Origin of the sequence: Lentibacillus salinarum, assembly GCF_042679865.1 — a bacterium.
In the GTDB taxonomy this organism is placed as follows: Bacteria; Bacillota; Bacilli; order Bacillales; family Amphibacillaceae; genus Lentibacillus; species Lentibacillus salinarum.
Window position 1 is genome coordinate 1 of the sequence record NZ_JBHTNH010000060.1, and the last position, 15,830, is coordinate 15,830.

16 protein-coding genes are annotated in these 15,830 nt (G+C 44.9%); 11 read left to right on the forward strand and 5 right to left on the reverse strand.

From position 1 onward, the window contains the following. Positions 1–317 precede the first annotated feature (317 nt). The 9 genes from ACFQ4A_RS18225 to ACFQ4A_RS18265 all read left to right on the forward strand — a co-directional run bounded on the left by ACFQ4A_RS18225 (position 318) and on the right by ACFQ4A_RS18265 (position 9,336). Positions 318–1,010: an RluA family pseudouridine synthase gene (locus tag ACFQ4A_RS18225; RefSeq protein ID WP_382402821.1), complete on the forward strand. Its 693-nt coding sequence runs from the start codon at positions 318–320 to the stop codon at positions 1,008–1,010. Next, positions 971–1,420 (forward strand): secondary thiamine-phosphate synthase enzyme YjbQ, encoded by a 450-nt coding sequence (locus tag ACFQ4A_RS18230; RefSeq protein WP_382402822.1) that lies wholly within the window; start codon positions 971–973, stop codon positions 1,418–1,420. Before ACFQ4A_RS18225 ends, ACFQ4A_RS18230 begins: the two co-directional genes overlap by 40 nt. Positions 1,421–1,437: 17 nt before the next feature. Next, positions 1,438–1,908, forward strand: coding sequence for a UPF0158 family protein (locus ACFQ4A_RS18235; protein WP_382402823.1), 471 nt, complete (start codon positions 1,438–1,440; stop codon positions 1,906–1,908). 103 nt (positions 1,909–2,011) lie between these two features. Next, complete coding sequence (gene ytxJ / locus ACFQ4A_RS18240; RefSeq protein WP_382402824.1) at positions 2,012–2,365, forward strand: bacillithiol system redox-active protein YtxJ; 354 nt, start codon at positions 2,012–2,014, stop codon at positions 2,363–2,365. Positions 2,366–2,547: 182 nt separating this feature from the next. Further along, positions 2,548–3,018 (forward strand): YndM family protein, encoded by a 471-nt coding sequence (locus ACFQ4A_RS18245; protein ID WP_382402825.1) that lies wholly within the window; start codon positions 2,548–2,550, stop codon positions 3,016–3,018. Positions 3,019–3,192: 174 nt separating this feature from the next. Beyond that, the gene (locus ACFQ4A_RS18250) at positions 3,193–6,039 is read left to right on the forward strand and encodes a UPF0182 family membrane protein (RefSeq protein WP_382402826.1); all 2,847 of its coding nucleotides are present in this window, start codon (positions 3,193–3,195) and stop codon (positions 6,037–6,039) included. A gap of 202 nt (positions 6,040–6,241) precedes the next feature. Further along, positions 6,242–6,817 (forward strand): TetR/AcrR family transcriptional regulator, encoded by a 576-nt coding sequence (locus ACFQ4A_RS18255; RefSeq protein ID WP_382402827.1) that lies wholly within the window; start codon positions 6,242–6,244, stop codon positions 6,815–6,817. 15 nt (positions 6,818–6,832) lie between these two features. Further along, on the forward strand, positions 6,833–7,732 hold the full coding sequence (locus ACFQ4A_RS18260) for an ABC transporter ATP-binding protein (protein WP_382402828.1): 900 nt from the start codon (positions 6,833–6,835) through the stop codon (positions 7,730–7,732). Next, positions 7,732–9,336: an ABC transporter permease gene (locus ACFQ4A_RS18265; protein WP_382402829.1), complete on the forward strand. Its 1,605-nt coding sequence runs from the start codon at positions 7,732–7,734 to the stop codon at positions 9,334–9,336. Before ACFQ4A_RS18260 ends, ACFQ4A_RS18265 begins: the two co-directional genes overlap by 1 nt. Before the next feature lie 123 nt (positions 9,337–9,459). On the opposite strand, the gene ACFQ4A_RS18270 is transcribed toward ACFQ4A_RS18265, so the two are convergent. Beyond that, positions 9,460–11,067, reverse strand: coding sequence for a catalase (locus tag ACFQ4A_RS18270; protein ID WP_382402830.1), 1,608 nt, complete (start codon positions 11,065–11,067; stop codon positions 9,460–9,462). After that, the gene (locus tag ACFQ4A_RS18275) at positions 11,060–11,209 is read right to left on the reverse strand and encodes a hypothetical protein (protein WP_382402831.1); all 150 of its coding nucleotides are present in this window, start codon (positions 11,207–11,209) and stop codon (positions 11,060–11,062) included. Before ACFQ4A_RS18275 ends, ACFQ4A_RS18270 begins: the two co-directional genes overlap by 8 nt. 295 nt (positions 11,210–11,504) lie before the next feature. Between ACFQ4A_RS18275 and ACFQ4A_RS18280 the strand changes: the two genes are divergently transcribed. Further along, the gene (locus ACFQ4A_RS18280; RefSeq protein WP_382402832.1) at positions 11,505–12,230 is read left to right on the forward strand and encodes an EcsC family protein; all 726 of its coding nucleotides are present in this window, start codon (positions 11,505–11,507) and stop codon (positions 12,228–12,230) included. Positions 12,231–12,394: 164 nt separating this feature from the next. On the opposite strand, the gene ACFQ4A_RS18285 is transcribed toward ACFQ4A_RS18280, so the two are convergent. Further along, the gene (locus tag ACFQ4A_RS18285; RefSeq protein ID WP_382402833.1) at positions 12,395–13,156 is read right to left on the reverse strand and encodes a DUF3891 family protein; all 762 of its coding nucleotides are present in this window, start codon (positions 13,154–13,156) and stop codon (positions 12,395–12,397) included. 163 nt (positions 13,157–13,319) lie between these two features. Here ACFQ4A_RS18285 and ACFQ4A_RS18290 point away from each other — a divergent pair, with 163 nt between their 5' ends. Beyond that, positions 13,320–14,174, forward strand: a complete 855-nt coding sequence (locus ACFQ4A_RS18290) for a VOC family protein (RefSeq protein ID WP_382402834.1) — start codon at positions 13,320–13,322, stop codon at positions 14,172–14,174. Between the two features lie 168 nt (positions 14,175–14,342). Here the strand turns inward: ACFQ4A_RS18290 and ACFQ4A_RS18295 are convergent, their stop codons facing one another. Next, the gene (locus ACFQ4A_RS18295) at positions 14,343–14,945 is read right to left on the reverse strand and encodes an alpha/beta hydrolase (RefSeq protein ID WP_382402835.1); all 603 of its coding nucleotides are present in this window, start codon (positions 14,943–14,945) and stop codon (positions 14,343–14,345) included. Between the two features lie 236 nt (positions 14,946–15,181). Further along, positions 15,182–15,610 carry a MarR family winged helix-turn-helix transcriptional regulator gene (locus tag ACFQ4A_RS18300; RefSeq protein ID WP_382402836.1) on the reverse strand — a complete coding sequence of 143 codons (429 nt, stop codon included), beginning with the start codon at positions 15,608–15,610 and terminating at the stop codon, positions 15,182–15,184. Between the last annotated feature and the right edge of the window lie 220 nt (positions 15,611–15,830).

A 15,830-nucleotide genomic window follows, 5' to 3' on the forward strand; every position in this document is an offset into this window, starting at 1 on the left:
AAAAAGAGAGGGGAAGAAGTGGAACTTCATTGCCCTCACTGCAATGGTACTATGATTAGAGCGAGAAACATCCCAAGTGATTAATCCTCACTTGGGACGTGATTTAGTCGCGTCAGCGATTTTGTTCCTGTTGAATGCTTTGAATCTCAATTAAGCTTATAAACATTGAAACGCATCGGTTCGACTGTAAGATGATTGGATTATGGCTGGGGCTGTTTTTGATAGGCGGTAACGGAAAAAAAGAGTCAGTGACCTGAGAATGTAAGTTTGGATATGTTATGCTATACCTAACATAGCTGAAGGAGACGTGACAGTGGGTGGAGATTCCAATTCTTTATGAAGACAACCATCTCCTTATGGTTGAAAAACCGGTTAATATACCCGTTCAGGAAGACAGCACAAGAGATAACGATTTACTGACCATCATGAAGGACGATATCAAAGTCCGTTACCAGAAACCCGGCAATGTCTATTTGGCGCTTGTCCACCGGCTTGATCGGCCGGTTGGTGGTGTGATGGTATTTGCCAGAACGTCCAAAGCAGCCTCGCGTCTTTCGGATGCGATTCGCAGGGGTGCGTTCGAGAAGCATTATTTGGCTGTCGTCCGGGGCAAACCTTCACAAAATCATGGCACGTTGGAAGACTACTTACTCAAAGACCACCGGGAAAATAAAGTCCATGTTGTTTCACCGCAAACGAAACAAGCGAAAAAAGCGGTGCTGGATTATGAGGTGTTAGGGGAAGCAAATGGTTTGAGTCTACTTTCGATCAATCTCCACACCGGCAGACCACACCAGATACGAGTTCAATTGGCGTCCATCGGCTGTCCCATTTACGGTGATCAGAAATATGGACAGAAGGTGAACAAGCCAGGCCAACAGATTGCGCTCTGGTCGCACACATTGGCGTTTGAACATCCGACAAAGAAGGATATGACGGAAAGCGAATCCCTACCGCCGGACGTATACCCATGGCGTCTCTGGCCGAACGCTTGCAAGAGGAGTGGTTAACCGTGGCGAAAACGTTGCATACCTTTACGATTTCAACACATGAAAAGCAGTCGTTTACGAATTTGGACAGCTATCTGGACAAGGCCTTAAAGGAAAGCGGCGTGCAGGCTGGTATCATGATCGTTTTCTGCCCGCATACGACAGGTGCCATCACGATCAACGAAAATGCCGATCCCGATGTCAAAACGGATTTGAAACGTGGGTTGGACGAGACGTTTCCGAATAAGCCAGAATACGTCCATATGGAAGGCAATTCCGACGGGCATATGAAGTCGTCTGTTGTCGGTGTGAGTGAGACATTGATTATTTCTGATGGCCGACTCATTCTGGGCACTTGGCAAAGTGTTTATTTCTGTGAATTTGATGGGCCAAGAACGAGAAAGGTTCATGTGAAAATGTTGGAAGGTTAATAAAGGGTGGTGAACGAATGGGCAGCAAAGTAAAACTATCAGAACTCGCGGATGAAATGGACATGCAAATGGATGACCACTTTCAATTAGTCAATAAAGAAACTGGTGAGATCGTTATTATCATGGAGAGCCTGGTCAGGATAGCAGAAGATGGTGAGCCATATGACCATTTACCGGATTGGCAGCAGGAACAGATGGAATTGGCCATCGATTTTGTGGAATATGATATGGCGAAATACTTGCCGATCCCGTCACAATTTGACATCAACGAATACGGTATGATGGAAGATTTTTGCTTTTCCATCAAAGATTCCAAAGCACAGGACAAACTGCTGCACGCCATCCGCGGAAAAGGAGCCTTCAGACGTTTTAAGGATATGATTATTGACCTGGACCTGGAAGAAGATTGGTACGATTATCGGGATAAACGCTACAAACAAATTGCTATTGAATTTTGTGAAGATAATGGGCTTGAATATGTTGAGTGAAGGGAGCCGTCAAAAGATAGTGCAAATGGTTCGACGGGAAATGTATGCTACTCATTATGTGGCCAAGCGTGTTCGGAATAAATAAATGAAGGGGAGATTGTAAATGGCAGAGTTAAAAGAATTGCAGTCAAAAGAGGCATTAGAGCAGGCGTGGGAACGCTCAATGGAAAAACCGGTTCTATTTTTCAAACACAGCACCACTTGTCCGATCAGTGCCGGCGCGTTCAAGGAATATAACACGTATTTGGAATCGGCCGGTACTGATGTGGATGCTTTTATGGTCAAGGTTATTGAAACCAGGGAGCTGTCCAATCAGATTGCGGAGGAGACGGACGTAAAGCATGAATCCCCACAGATTTTTTTGATTCAAGACAAGGAAGTTCTCTGGCATACATCCCATTCGGATATAACCACCGATTCGATCAATAACGCGTTACAAAAAGCAGAATCAATATAGGTGAAATGCTGCAGTTGTTGGCTGCAGCATTTTGCTTAGAATAACATGTGCCTAAAGCAAGAAAGCATGATGGGTACGAAAATGGAAACATCATCTTGAAGTAATCCCCCCACCATGTATAATCCCATGCTTTTCAGCCAGACTATAACTATTACGAACACTGGAAAGGATGGGAACGTGACATGGTTTATTTAAAAACATTGGGCATTAAAGCCATTGCAATAGGTATCACCGTATTTTCGTTATTTGGCATTTTTTATAATGCGAACGTGATGAATTTATTTTGGATCAGTTTATTGACAACAGGTGTGTCTTTTCTCATTGGTGATTTATTGGTGCTTCGCCGATTTGGCAATGTAACGGCTTCAATTGCCGACTTTCCTCTGGCTTTCCTGTCACTCTGGTTTCTTGGAGGCCTGTTCATCGAAGCAAGTATCCCGCTTGCGACAACTGCCCTGATGGCTGCGTTTTTTATCACATGTTGTGAGCCGTTTATTCATACGTATATGACGGAGAACCTTGAGGAAGAAAGGTTTGAGGAACGGGAAAAGTCACCTCGAGCCGGCCAGCTGCAGACTGAATTTGCCGAAGAATTTGATCACGATGATTTGGAAGGTCAAGGCGAAAATCATCGTGACAACCGTGATAAATAACCAATAAAATGTAAATCCCGACGTTATTTGGAACCTTTCCCTTTTATTATCGTATAAAAAGATAACAAACATTTTCATTTCCTTTATGAGTCATGTATGATGGAAATGAAGGTTTCTGCTGATATCGAACAATGTAGCAGGCATTTTGAGAGATAGTAGGGGGAGAGGTTTACATTGGATGTTTTTGACGGAGGTTCTAATCAGCGACCGAAAATAAAATGGAATCGGAAGTTTAATTGGCTTGGCTATATCGTGCTTGCCATCATACTTGTTGTGATAGCAGGTTTGTTTGCGCTGCAATTAATAACAGATTACATATGGATGGACACGCTTGATTTTTCTGGTGTTTTCACAACCATTCTGACAAGTAAACTGCTGCTCGGTGTTGCCGGATTTGTGTTATTTGCCGTCGGTACATTTGTGACGCTTTTCTGGATTCGCCGTTCATATCTAAAGCATTTTCAATCAAGTCAGTTGCCGCCTCTACTGGAAAAGCGAAAAATCATGATGGCGATTATGCTCGGTATATCAGCTGTCGTAGGGCTGTTTGGAAGTAGTATTATCCAAGGAGTCGGCTGGGAAAGCGCGCTTAAATTACTCAATCATGCGTCATTCGGTCAGACGGACCCATACTTTGGTCTGGATATTTCGTTCTATTTATTTGTATTACCGATGATTGAATTAGTTGTGTTTGTCCTGTTGGGTTTAAGCATCTTTTTCCTCCTAGTGGAAATGGGTGCATACTCGGTCTTCCATATGTACCGGATGAGCCGATCCGCACAATTGCACTTAGGCATAACACTTGGTGTTATTGGACTGCTTTTGGCTGGTTATCATCTCTTACAGCCGTTTGGGACATTGGCGACGAACCAGGTCAACTTATTTCAGAAAAGTGTGGTAGAGGGCCTGAGCTATACAGATGAAGTCGTCAACATTCCGAAAGCCTACGTCCTGGCGGCAGTGGCTTTGCTGATGACGGTGTGGATGATCATCAAGCTGATCAGAGGCAACATTCAGTCAATGCTGACGCCAATTGCCATTTATATCGGATTGGCCGTTGTCGGGCTGGGGGTTTCTGTGGCGGTACAGAACTTTGTGGTGTCGCCGAATGAGTTTGCTAAAGAGAAACCTTACTTGCAGGACAATTTAGACTATACAAGAGCTGCCTATGATTTAGACGACATTAACGAGGAAGAGCATCCGGGCAATAATTCATTGGATACGGAAATGGTGGAGCGAAACGCCGGAACGATCGATAATGTCCGAATGAATGATGTGCGGCCATTGCTTGATGTCTACAATCAGGTACAGACATTCCGGACATACTATGAATTTAACGATGTCGATATTGATCGTTATGAAATTGACGGCGAGTATGAACAAGTATTTTTAGGCGCTAGGGAACTGGATACGTCCAGCCTGCCGGAACAGGCACAAACGTGGGTTAACCAGAACTTGCGGTATACGCATGGCTATGGTCTGTCGATGAGTCATGTCAACAACGTGACCGCACAGGGCCAACCGGAGTATATGTTGCAGGATCTGCCCCCTGAAGGTGTACTGGATATCAGTCGCCCGGAAGTCTATTTCGGGGAGCAAAATGCGCCCAACGTCATCACCAACAGTGAAGTGGATGAATTTGATTATCCATCAGGTGATGAAAACGTCGACACACGGTATGAAGCCGATTTAGGTATTCCAATGACAGGATTCAACCGGCTGTTATTTGCGATTAATGAAGGGTCCTTCCGGATGTTTGTGTCTGACCAGTTAACAGAAGACAGTCAGCTGTTGGCAACCCGGAATATTATGGACCGTGTTAACCGCATTGCACCGTTTTTCACGTATGATCAGGATCCTTATTTAGTGGTACGGGATAATGGTAGTCTTGTCTGGATGATTGATGCGTATTTGACAGCTGAAAATTATCCGTACGCCGAAGCGTTCCAGGGTGAGGCAAACTATATCAGGAACGCGCTGAAGGTAGCGGTCGATGCGTATACAGGTGAGGTAACCTTTTATGCCGCTGAACCGGATAATCCATTATTGCAAACGTATGAAAATATATTCCCTGAGTTAGTAACAGAGGAAATACCCGACGATATACGGAGTCACTTCCGTTATCCGACCGACCTGTTTTCGATTCAAGCTTCCATGTATGGCACCTATCATATGTCTGATTTAGAGGTGTTTTACAACCGGGAAGATACATGGCAAACGCCGACAGAGCGCTATTTCAGTGAGGACATTGAAATGGAGCCGTATTATACAACCATGAAGCTGCCCGAGGAGGATGAGGAAGAGTTTATTCTGATGAGGCCTTACACACCTAAAAACAGGCAAAATATGATCGCCTGGATGGGTGTCAGAAACGATGGCGAGCATTATGGTGAGACGTTTGTGTATGAATTTCCGAAGCAGCGGAATATCTATGGGCCGCAGCAAATTGAAAACCGGATTAACCAGGACAGTGAGATTTCTCAGGAATTGAATTTATGGGCACAAGGTGGCTCGGATGTGATTCGTGGAAATCTGCTGGCCATACCAATAGAGGATACAATCATTTACGTTGAGCCAATTTATATCGAATCAAATAATGAGACATCACTGCCGGAAGTCAAACGGGTTGTCATGGCTTATGAGGATGAGATTGTCATGGAAGCTAACTTTGATGCTGCGCTCGAGGCCATGCTGAACATCGTGGACTCGGACAATCAGGATGGCGGACAGCAGGATGACCCGGAAGATCAGGAAAGCGAGCCGGATGAACAGCAAGATCCTTCGCAGCCAATCGTGGAGGCAGAAGGTCAATTACAAGAGTTTTCCGAGCTGTTTGATGCCTATCAGGAAGCGTTGTCTGAAGGCAATTGGCAGGAGGCTGCAGACATCATGAGCGAACTGGAAAGCCTGCTGGAAGAATTGGATTTGTCAACTGAGACGGATATGCCTGATGACATGGAGAATGCCAGCGATGACCAGTCATCTGATGATGCAGAAGCACAGGATAACTCTGACAACTAAATCATAATACGAAATCGGGAGACGTGGTTTGCGTTCTCCCGATTTTTAAGCTGTCTGTTGACCAATGTGGTCTAACGTGCTACGATGAAGTCGACCGATATGGTCTATTGTGTCTGAATGATGAATAGGGATGAGATGAAAGGGGGAAGAAGCCATTACAGAAACATTTCAAAACCTTGATGAACATAAAAAACACCGTATTTTGGATGCAGCGCTCGCAGAATTTGCGGAAAATGGCTATGATCGCGCGTCAACCAACCGAATGGTTAAAGCAGCCGGAATCGGAAAAGGCATGCTATTCTACTATTTTGAAAGTAAAAAAGAATTGTATCATTATTTGATTGATCATGCCCTGGGTATCGTACGTGACCACTATTTAAGTTTAATCGATAAACAGGAGACCGATTTTATTGAACGGATGAAACAGGCAACAAAAGTTAAAATGGCATCGTTTGCTGAGTCTCCGAATGTATTTAATTTCCTGGGAACATTTTTTCTGGAAAGTGTACCAGATTTGCCTTCTCATCTGCAGCGTCAGTATGAGCAATTGTTGGTAGAAGGCAATGCCATCATGTATGAGAATATCGATAAGACCCTGTTCAGAGGCGATGTCGATGTAGATAAAGTCTTCAAACTGATTCAATGGGCGATGGACGGCTACCAAAATGAAGTTATCGGTCGTTTAAAAGATCAGAAGCTATCGGATGTTGACTTTGATCCATACTGGGCAGAGTTTTATGCGTATCTGGATATATTGAAGAAAAGTTTTTATAACTAAAGGGGGAGTTTGTGGATGGCGGTTTTAAAAACGGAAAATCTGACAAAGAGGTTCGGGAACGTCAAAGCCGTTGATGGTATCAATATTGAGGTGCAAAAAGGGGAAGTGCACGGCTTCATCGGTCCAAACGGGGCAGGAAAATCGACCACAATCCGCGTTTTGCTGGGGATGTTAAAGGCGACAAGCGGCAGCGCATCCATTTTTGGGAAAGATGTCTGGAAAGATGCTGTTGATGTCCATAAACGCATTGCTTATGTTCCAGGGGACGTGAATTTGTGGCCGAATTTGACTGGTGGTGAAGTGATTGATCTGTTTATGAAACTGCGTGGCGGCACTATGAATCAGGAGCGGCGCGAAGAGTTGGTTGAGATGTTTAACTTTGACCCTTCCAAAAAATGCAGAACGTATTCAAAAGGGAACAGGCAAAAAGTTTCGCTCATTGCAGCATTTGCTTCTGAGGCCGATTTATATATTCTGGATGAGCCGACGTCCGGACTTGATCCCTTAATGGAGCGGACGTTCCAGGCGTGTGTAATGGAAGCACGGAATGAAGGGAAAAGTATCTTGCTCTCAAGTCACATTTTATCTGAAGTGGAGCGGCTCTGTGATCGTGTAGGTATTATCCGGGATGGGAAAATGATTGAATCAGGTTCATTGGATGAACTACGTCACTTAACAAGAACCAATCTGAATGTCGAAACAAAGCAACCCATTATCGACCTGGATAAGATGCAAGGTGTTCATAATGTTGAAAGAAAAGAACAGAAGTTTTCGTTGCAAGTTAACACAGAGGATTTGGATGATGTTATCCGGCATATTAGCCAGTTCGGTGTCCTCAAACTGGAAAGTGCCCCGCCGACACTGGAGGACTTGTTTATGCGCCATTATGAAGGAGATTCAGGGGGTGACTCCTGATGAAACAACATTCGTTTGCCAGTACCGGAAAATTGATAGGTTTCATACTGCGGCTTGATCGTTTGCGTATGGTGATTTGGCTTGCTGCACTGTCTCTTTTCACCATGGCGGTTGCGGCTGCTTTTACCGATTTGTATCCGGCGCAGCAGGATCGTGATGCGATGGCTCAGACGATGGAAAACCCTGCGATGACCGCTATGGTAGGCCCAGGTGATTTAGGGAATTACACAATAGGGGCGATGACGGCCCATCAGATGCTGCTTTTGACAGCAGTCGTCGTCGGATTAATGAACATTCTGTTGATGAACCGGCATACACGGTCTGACGAGGAGGACGGCCGACTGGAATTGATTCGTTCGCTGCCTGTAGGGAAGCTTGCGAATTTGAATGCTTCTTTCATTGTTTTAAGTTTCATAAATATATTGCTGGCGGTTATAGCCGGCGTTGGCTTATACGCATTAGGAATCGATAGTATGGGGCTGTCAGGGTCCTTATTATATGGCCTGATATTAGGGGCGACAGGTATATTTTTCGCCGGGGTGACTGCTCTGATGGCACAAATAACAGAAAACGCCCGAACCGCCTTTGCATTTTCATTGGCACTGCTGTTAATTGCTTACCTAATACGGGCAATAGGAGATGTCAGTCATGACGCATTATCCTGGATGTCGCCGTTAGGATGGGTTACAGCCGCTGAGGTATACAGTGACAATAACTGGTGGGTGCTGTTGTTGCTGGCTGGCGGCGCCATTATTTTAATGGCACTTGCATTCTACTTGAATGCCATCCGCGACCTTGATGCCGGATTTTTGCCATCAAGACCAGGCAGAAGGCATGCGTCACAGTCACTGCTCAGCCCGTTTGGTTTGGCGCTCAGGCTGCAGCGGACCGGGATCATTTCGTGGGCGATTGCCATGATAGTGGTCGGTGTTTCTTATGGATCGGTTATGGGTGATCTGGAATCATTTTTCGAAAGTAATGAGGCCCTGAGGCAAGTATTGGAATCGCAGGAAGGCACTTCATTTACCATGCAATTTGTGTCCGTGCTGATGTTTGTGATGACCTTAATTGCAACACTCCCAGCCGTTATGGCAGTGCTTAAATTAAATGGAGAAGAAAAGAAGAACCGGCTCGATCACCTGCTGGGAAGAGCGGTATCACGTACACGTCTGCTCTCAGGTTATTTGATGATCGCTGTTAGCAATGGCGTTGTGATGCTTTCCCTGGCTGTGGCAGGGTTTTGGGCGGCAGGCGCAAGTGTCACGGATGAGCCATTTGAATTTGGCACAATTTATGGGGCCGGGCTGGCCTATTACCCAGCAGTGCTTGTGATGATTGGCTTGGCAGTGCTTTTTATTGGACTCATGCCCAAATTAAGCAGCCTTGTCTGGCTGTATCTATTTTATTCGTTTGTCGTCTTGTATTTTGGTAACATTTTTCAATTCCCGGACTGGGTCAGTAAGCTGTCACCATTCGGCTATATCCCGGAGTTGCCGGTGGATGAAATGGAATGGATGCCTGTTGTCATCTTGACTATTGTTGCGATTGGGTTAACAATTGTGGGCATGCTTGGCTATAATCGGCGGGATATTCAAGGACAGTAAACGACACGAAATCCCCCAGCTCTCAGAAGCTGCGGGGATTTAGAAGTCGGCTAATTCACCGATTTCATCAACGCCAGTTTCTGGCATCTGACCTCGGAAATAAGAGGTGTCAGCCAAACCACCTCAATACGGGTCAGCATCGTGTCCTTTCCCAACTGCTTTATCCGGCGCTTTTTCCGCATCCTTATTGCCAAGCGGGTTTCTGCTGGAACCATCAGACATCATATTGGCTGCTTCTTCCAATCCGTCACGCAAACGACGCCCGTATTCGTCGTCAGCTTCTTCGGCAAGGGCGATCATTTTATCCTGGATTTCCTGTGTGCATTCAGAAATGTCGCCGACGAGATTCGCAATCAATTCATCCTTTTCCCAGTCTTCAAACCAGCGAAACGTTTCGCCTGCTTGTTTGGTGTTGTCGTTCCGGTCAATCGATTCGCGGACAATGTTGCCTTCCACTTTTGGCGTGTGTTCCTTGCCGACTTGCTCCGCTTCTTTATAATTCCCCAAAGATGATGGTTCGTAATTGATGTGCGGATTCTTTTTGGGTGAGCGTTCTGGCTCATACCGCATGGACCCACCTTCCTGGTTCGTGGCGACCCGTTTTTTGGCGGCGTTGACAGGTATTTGCAGATAATTCGCGCCTACCCGGTAACGCTGTGTATCAGAGTAGGAAAATGTCCGACCCTGCAGCATTTTGTCATCGGAAAAATCAAGGCCGTCGACAAGAACCCCGGTACCGAATGCGGATTGTTCCACTTCGGTAAAATAATTGTCCGGGTTTTTGTTTAATACCAACCGTCCGACCGGCAGCCATGGGAATTGATCTTCCGGCCAGATTTTTGTGTCATCCAGCGGGTCAAAGTCCAGCTCCGGATGCTCATCATCGCTCATGATTTGCACGAACAGTTCCCATTCCGGATATTCACCGCGTTCAATTGCGTCGTATAAATCCTGTGTCGCGTGATTGAAGTTGTCACTTTGGATGTCATTCGCTTCTTTCACTGTCAAGTTTTTGATGCCTTGTTTCGGTTCCCAGTGGTATTTGACGAGCACGGCTTCCCCGTCATGGTTGACCCATTTATACGTATTGACACCGGATCCCTGCATCATCCGGTAATTGGCCGGGATGCCCCATGGTGAATAGATGAACGTCACCATATGGAATGACTCCGGTGAATTGGCGCAGAAATCAAAGAAGCGCTGGCTATCCTGAATATTCGTGATCGGATCAGGTTTGAAGGCATGAATCATGTCAGGAAATTTGATGGCATCACGGATAAAAAAGATTTTAATGTTATTACCGACAAGATCCCAGTTTCCATCCTCTGTGTAAAATTTCACGGCAAACCCGCGCGGATCCCTAAGTGTCTCTGGTGAATGCGTGCCGTGTACGACCGTCGAAAACCGGATAAATACCGGTGTCTGTTTGCCTTTTTCCTGAAAAACTTTAGCCCTTGTATATTTGGAAACAGGTTCATCGCCGGCTGTCCCGTATGATTCAAAATAGCCGTGGGCACCGGCGCCCCGTGCATGAACCACTCGTTCCGGCACACGCTCGCGGTCAAAGTGGCTTATTTTTTCAATGAAATCATAGTTTTCCAATGTGGCCGGACCCCGATTGCCGACTGTCCTGATATCCTGATTGTTTGTGACAGGGTGCCCCTGCCTGTTGGTTAGTGTGTCCTCATTTTCGATGTTTGTCTGCTTGTTTTGATGCTGGTCTTCAGACATCTTCATCAACCTCCATCTTTATGTCGTGATCCTTTTCATTTTGCGCATTAACCATCAATTTAATCCGTTTTTCAATCGAAATATCAGTCTTTTTTTGATGAAGTGTACTGTTTGAACGCGGGGGTGTGATCAAATGACTCATTGCCGAACGTCCTGTTATAAAGTTAATAGGATGGAGGAGGCGTTGACATGTCTACCGGTAAGCCCCCAGGATGTGGAAAAACGCCTAGCATCATACGTGCTCGAACAGACGGATGAAGCGGCGTCCCGGAGAAGCTTTTCTTGTGCACGAAACGACGACGCCACGACGCTCAGGACGTGTTAGTGCCGGCGTTGGTGAATGTTGTCGCGATTTTAGCCAGCCGGTCAAACATATCTGAATCTTTTTCCCAGAAAAATCGTATATATGATGTAGAAGGAAAAAGGATGGTATCAACATGAATGCTTATGAACAGAAAGTTTATGACGATCTGAAAACATGGCGGCAACGTGTATTGAAAAAGTCAGGTCTCTTCACGCAACTGTCGAAAAAGACGCAGACAAAACTAAATGGGATGATTCCTGAAAAGGCTCATAAGATTATAACGGAAAGTATTAAAAATATGGTTAAAGCAACCCTGATTGGATCTAATATCACAACAAATAAGCAGCAATCGGCGGATCTGAGTCTTTTTGAAAAGGATCAATTGCTGAAGGAAAAGCTCACATCTTACCGCAAAACAGCTGTGGTTGAAGGGGCTGGGACGGGTGCGGGCGGTTTTTTCCTGGGGCTTGCTGATTTCCCGATGCTTTTATCCATTAAAATGAAGTTTTTGTTTGAAGCTGCAGCAATTTACGGGTATGATACACGTCAATATGAGGAGCGACTTTTCATTCTCCATGTCTTTCAGCTGGCCTTTTCAAGTGATAATAAACGCAAGGAAACCTTTTATATACTTGCAAATTGGGAATCAGAAAAAGAAAAGCTCGCTGACATGGATTGGCATGTGTTTCAGCAGGAGTATCGGGATTATATGGATTTGATTAAGCTGCTGCAGCTTGTTCCGGGCTTTGGTGCCATTGTTGGCGCATATGCCAATCATAATCTGCTTGATACATTAGGTGAAACAGCCATGAACGCGTATCAGATGCGGCTTTTGACGACGCAGCCACGGGATTATTAACGAATTGATGCACTGAGTTTACGACAGTGCATCAATCGCGCAGCACCCAACCCAGATCGCGCAGCACCCAACCCAGATCGCGCAGCACCCAACCCAGATCGCGCAGCACCCAACCCAGATCGCGCAGCACCCAACCCAGATCGCGCAGCACCCAATAGAAAGAGTTATAACAATTGGACTGAGACTGTTTCTTGCTCTGCTTGCTCGTAACTTTTGATCAAGCCATTTTCTGCTATGGCTTTTTTCGGAACAGATTTCTGCTGAATCGTTATGTCTACTGGGCTTTTGAAAGGAACGACATCCATTTCGACGGATTGTTCATCTGTCCAATAAAGATGAATTTTGTTCGTATGGAAAAAAGTAAGGGACTGGGGAACAGGAACTCCGTCTTTAAAAAAAGGGTGCCCATCTTCCTTGGCGACGCCGGGTTCATTCAGGCAAAGATACAGTGAAAGACTGTCAAACAACTGCAGCAAGCCGCTATGGACATTAAATATAGGCTCATCGTAATCCTCAAGAAGATGAATTAGCCGCTGTTGCCGTTCTTGTTCTTCTTGTACAAACGACCGGGACGTTTCTTCCGTATCATCTACAAGAAAGCGTGTATAATGTTTGCTACATAATAGGGCGGCATAAGAATCATGTTTTTCTACTTGATCGATACCGTGTTTATAAAAAACCGTTTTAGGTGGGTTGGGAAAATCGGTAAACGTATACGGCTGCTGCTTTTGATCGTTCCAGAATGGCTGTTTATCAATCATTTTCCATGCGTAATCATGGTTTTCAATGGCATAAAGAACGGATGACTTGAATTTATCCTCTAAAAAGAACGAATCCTTCAGGTTGGCTGCCATTTGACCGGAAACCTGCGCATGGTGATTCTGTTCAATCATAATGTACTCATTTTGACGTTCTCGTACGATCATTTAACGATATCCTTTCCTGAACGTTGTTATGGTTAGTATACAAAAATATATTCGTTGTTCAAATAGAACCTTGCTAGAGCCGCAAAAAGTTAGTACAATAGGTTACATAAAGTAATTAAGTATGAAATAATAATTATATGGTTTGACAGGAAGGGCTGAGCTATTGGAAAAGCAATTTTTTAAGAAACCCGCAATCTATGTCGGGGAAGTGAATATAAACGTAACAGATCTGGAGAAATCGCTGTCTTTTTATCGACATATCATCGGATTTAGCGTGCTGGAACAAACAGACCAAAAAGCTGTATTGACAGCAGATGGGAAAACGCCCTTGTTAACACTGGAACAGCCGGCAGATGTTTTGCCAAAAGCGGAACGGACGACCGGATTGTTTCACTTTGCCATCCTGCTCCCGTCACGGGCGGATCTTTCCAGCTTTTTAAATCATGTCGCCGAAGCAGGAGCCCGTCTTGGGGGATCTGATCACTTGGTCAGTGAGGCATTATATCTGAATGACCCGGATGGCAATGGGATTGAAGTGTATCGTGACCGGCCATCACAAGAATGGAACTGGTCGGCTGGACAGGTTGCCATGTCGACTGATCCCCTTGATGTCGACAGTCTGCTTGGTGAAAGTGAAAATAAGTGGGATGGATTACCGGAAGAGACAGTCATGGGGCATATTCACCTACATGTGGCGAATCTCCAAAGTACAGAAACGTTTTATGTGGATGGTCTTGGGTTTCAAATTGTCACAAACTATCCCGGAGCATTGTTCGCATCAACCGCAAACTATCATCACCATATCGGTTTGAATATATGGAATGGGGAAAATGCACCGGCACCAGCCGATAACAGCGCAGGACTCAACTGGTATTCGCTCGTTTTTCCGGATGAACAAAGCAGAGAGGAAAAAATAAAAAAACTGGAGAGCCTAGGTGTAAACGTTAAAAAGGAAAATGATACGTATATTGTTAAGGATCCTTCTGAAAATGAAATTCATATGCTACTGCCAGAATAAAAAATCGTTCGGCGTTATTCCGAACGATTTTTAAATGGATGCAAAAAAGCAAAAACGCTTAACTTCGACAGAAAATCGCTGGCGATTACTGGGAACCACCAAATTTTGATATATAAACGCTAAGGATTAGTGTAAATACGCCAAATCACAGTTATAATGGGATCGATCCTATAAATTGTTATACCACTCAGCGGCTGCTTTCACTTCACCCATTGATAATTGGTGGCCCATGTTTTCCCAATGCAATTCAACACGGGCGCCGGCATTTTCCAGCAGGGATTTAAGATCTTCTGATTCCTCAGCTGAACATATTGGATCATTGGTTCCAGCACCGATAAAGACGTTTTTTCCGGATAAATCCGGCAGTTCAATGCCGCGTCGTGGTACCATCGGATGATGCAGAATCGCTGCTCGTAGCGCATGTTGATAATGGAACAGCAGGCTGCCAGCAATATTGGCACCGTTGGAGTAGCCGACTGCCACTATATTATCCCGGTCAAAACCGTGTTCCTCGGCCGCTTCATCGAGAAATTCATTCAGTTCAGTCGTGCGGGTAATCAAATCTGCCTCATCAAACACGCCTTCCGCGAGCCGTTTAAAGAAGCGCGGCATGCCATTTTCCGCCACGTTGCCACGGACACTTAAGACGTTGGCCTCTTTGTCGATTTCACCGGCAAGCGGCAGTAGATCCTGCTCAGTTCCTCCCGTGCCGTGAAGCAAAAGGAATGTTGGTTTTGATGGGTCGTCCCCTTTTTGAAAAATGTGCTGCATGATGATCCCCTTTCTATTTGGCTCTTTTCGTAAGGATTGTTGTTATTTAACCCGCAGTCCGAATACACTTCGCTTTCCGCGAGCGAGTGGCAAGCCTCCTCGGGCATCCGCCCTGTGGGGTCTTGCCTATCGCTTACTTCCCGCGGGAGTCTACGTGTATTCGGACTGCTCAGAGATTGTAAATGTTTTTCTTCTTATCTCAAAAGCAACAAACTTTGAGAAAACAGCCTTCTATTTCAATCATGATTGGATTGGCCGATTCGTTTCAGGATGTTAATAACGGTTCTCTTTTCATCCGGTGTGATGTTCTGAAACATTTCTTCGATGGCTGCCTCATGTTTTGGAAAAATAGCATCCATCAGCTGTTTTCCTTTGTCAGTGATATGGATATAAACGGCCCGGCGGTCATCTTTGCATGGACGGCGTTCCAGAAGCTCTTTGTCTTCCAACTTATCAATCACATACGTCATGGAACCGGCATTAATGAGGACTGATTCGGCAATCTGTTTCACTGTGAGATTTCCTTTATGATATAACGCTTCAAGCACGGCGAAGTCGGTTGTTTTCATATTGTAACGGCTGATATCCTTTTTCACGTGTTCAGTTACCGACTTCGATGCTTTCATCAGGACTACAAAGGCTTTTAATGATAAATTTTCTTCCATAATCAATCCCGCTCCAGCATTATTTAGTTTGAATTAATTTTATTTAAATTCAAGTAAATTATAATACTTGTATGGAAACCATGTCAACTGATTCAATATGTGAGACTTCCGTTTTCTTTATTTTCCTTATGGCCACCGTATCAGACATGTCTGATTTAAGCGGTATCTTTAAGAACAGTCATCTATTATAAAAGGAAAAATTAAATTCTTTAAAAATTCG

Coding starts and splice junctions, on each gene's coding strand:
- ACFQ4A_RS18270 (WP_382402830.1), bottom strand. CDS start 11,067: ATGTCTGAAGACCAGCATCAAAACAAGCAGACAAACATCGAAAATGAG.
- ACFQ4A_RS18280 (WP_382402832.1), top strand. CDS start 11,505: ATGAATGCTTATGAACAGAAAGTTTATGACGATCTGAAAACATGGCGG.
- ytxJ (WP_382402824.1), top strand. CDS start 2,012: ATGGCAGAGTTAAAAGAATTGCAGTCAAAAGAGGCATTAGAGCAGGCG.
- ACFQ4A_RS18230 (WP_382402822.1), top strand. CDS start 971: ATGGCGTCTCTGGCCGAACGCTTGCAAGAGGAGTGGTTAACCGTGGCG.
- ACFQ4A_RS18260 (WP_382402828.1), top strand. CDS start 6,833: ATGGCGGTTTTAAAAACGGAAAATCTGACAAAGAGGTTCGGGAACGTC.
- ACFQ4A_RS18285 (WP_382402833.1), bottom strand. CDS start 13,156: ATGATCGTACGAGAACGTCAAAATGAGTACATTATGATTGAACAGAAT.
- ACFQ4A_RS18265 (WP_382402829.1), top strand. CDS start 7,732: ATGAAACAACATTCGTTTGCCAGTACCGGAAAATTGATAGGTTTCATA.
- ACFQ4A_RS18245 (WP_382402825.1), top strand. CDS start 2,548: ATGGTTTATTTAAAAACATTGGGCATTAAAGCCATTGCAATAGGTATC.
- ACFQ4A_RS18300 (WP_382402836.1), bottom strand. CDS start 15,610: ATGGAAGAAAATTTATCATTAAAAGCCTTTGTAGTCCTGATGAAAGCA.
- ACFQ4A_RS18275 (WP_382402831.1), bottom strand. CDS start 11,209: ATGAGTCATTTGATCACACCCCCGCGTTCAAACAGTACACTTCATCAA.
- ACFQ4A_RS18235 (WP_382402823.1), top strand. CDS start 1,438: ATGGGCAGCAAAGTAAAACTATCAGAACTCGCGGATGAAATGGACATG.
- ACFQ4A_RS18295 (WP_382402835.1), bottom strand. CDS start 14,945: ATGCAGCACATTTTTCAAAAAGGGGACGACCCATCAAAACCAACATTC.